General features: G+C 78.2%; 2 protein-coding genes. Both read left to right on the top strand.

All coding sequences use genetic code 11. The features are described 5' to 3' along the window. Nucleotides 1-1,026, top strand: a 1,026-nt coding sequence (gene nudC, locus ABEB16_RS20415; protein WP_345714026.1) for an NAD(+) diphosphatase, incomplete at its 5' end; no start/stop codon positions are given. Nucleotides 1,027-1,076: 50 nt separating this feature from the next. Continuing rightward, nucleotides 1,077-1,690: cell division protein ZapE (gene zapE / locus ABEB16_RS20410; protein ID WP_345714025.1), on the top strand; the 614-nt coding region annotated here is incomplete at its 3' end.

Genomic DNA, 1,690 nt, shown 5'->3' with positions numbered 1-1,690 from the left:
GCACCGGCGAGCCCCCTCACCGTCACCACCCGCTCCGGCTGGTCGCACCGGACCTGGCTGACGCTGTCGCGCTCCGTGCTGGACCGCTGCGCCGAGCGGCGCGCGGAGCCGGGGCTGCTGGACGCGCTGTGGGCCGAGGAGGCCACCAGGGTGCTGCACGTGCGGGCCGGGCGCGCCGCCGTCCGCACCCGGGGGGCGGGCGTCGCGCTGGAGCTGCTGGCGCCGTCGCAGGTGCCCCCCGGCGCCGAGGACGACCTGCGCCTCTACCTCGGCTCGGACGGCGGGGCGCAGTACGTCGCCCTCCTCAGCGCCGAGGAGCCGGCCGAGGAGCCGGCGGGCGAGCCGACCGGCGGGCCGGCAGGGGGGCCGGACGGGGGTGGCGTGCGGTGGTGGGGGCTGCGGCAGGCCGGGGTGCTGCTCGACGACCGCGACGCGGGGATGCTCACCGAGGCGGTCGCCATGGCCAACTGGCACGCGGTGACGCGGTTCTCCGCCCGCTCCGGCCACCGGCTGCGCCCCGAGCACGCCGGCTGGGTCAAGGTCGACGTCGAGGACGGCACCCAGCACTTCCCCCGCACCGACGCCGCGGTGATCATGGCGATCGTCGACCCCGACGACCGGTTGCTGCTGGGGCACCAGCCGGTGTGGCCGCCCGACCGGTACTCCGTCCTGGCCGGGTTCGTCGAGCCGGGCGAGTCCTTCGAGGCGACCGTGCGCCGGGAGGCGCTGGAAGAGGCGGGCGTCACCATCGGCCACCGCCCCGAGGACGTCGTCTACCTGGGCAGCCAGCCCTGGCCGTTCCCGGCCTCCATCATGGTCGGGTTCGTCGCCCGCGCCGTCTTCACCCGCATCGCCGTGGACGGGGAGGAGATCGAGCTGGCGCGCTGGTTCAGCCGCGAGGAGCTGGCCGCCGAGGTGGGTGCGGGTCGGCTGCTGCTCCCGACGCCGCTGTCCATCGCCCGCCGGCTCGTCGAGGCCTGGTACGGCGCGCCGCTGCCGGAGCCGCCGGGCGACGCGCGCTGGTGAGGGGCGTCGTGCCGGCCGCCGCCGGAGCGGGCGGCGGTCACCGTCGCGGTGTGCGCGCACGGCACCGGGCGGAGGTGGCGCGCGTGCGGGCCGCCTTCGACCGGGAGGCCGCCGCCCGGGGTTTCCGGCTGGAGGCGGCGCAGCAGCGGGCCGCCGACCGGCTGGCGGTGCTCGCCGCGGACCTGGCCACCGGTCGCCCGGCCCGCGGCGCGTACCTGGTGGGGCCGGTCGGCCGCGGCAAGTCGTTCCTGCTGGGGGTGCTGGCGCAGGAGGTGCCCGGGGCGCGCCGGGTGCACCTGCACTCCTGCCTGCGCGAGCTGAACGCCGCGGTGCACGCCCACCGGGGCAGCCGCACGGCGGTCGCCGACGCGCTGGCGGACCTGCTGGCCGGCTGCCGCCTGCTGTGCTTCGACGAGGTGGCGGTGCACGACCCCGGCGACGCGGCGCTGCTGACGCGCCTGCTGCGCGAGCTCGGTGCGCGTGGTGCGGCGCTCGCCGCGACGTCGAACTCCCCGGTGGCGGACCTGCTGCCCGACCCGCAGTTCCACCACCTCTTCCTGCCCGGCATCGCACTGCTGGGGGAGCTGGTGGAGGAGGTGGCCGTCGCCGGCCCCGTCGACCACCGGGGCGCACCGGTGGGACGGCGCTCGGGCTTCGCCGCCGG

The sequence above is a fragment of the Kineococcus glutinatus genome, from assembly GCF_039542765.1.
Classification (GTDB): domain Bacteria; phylum Actinomycetota; class Actinomycetes; order Actinomycetales; family Kineococcaceae; genus Kineococcus_A; species Kineococcus_A glutinatus.
The sequence above is the reverse complement of the archived record's forward strand: the minus strand, read 5'-3'. Positions and strand labels throughout refer to the sequence as shown.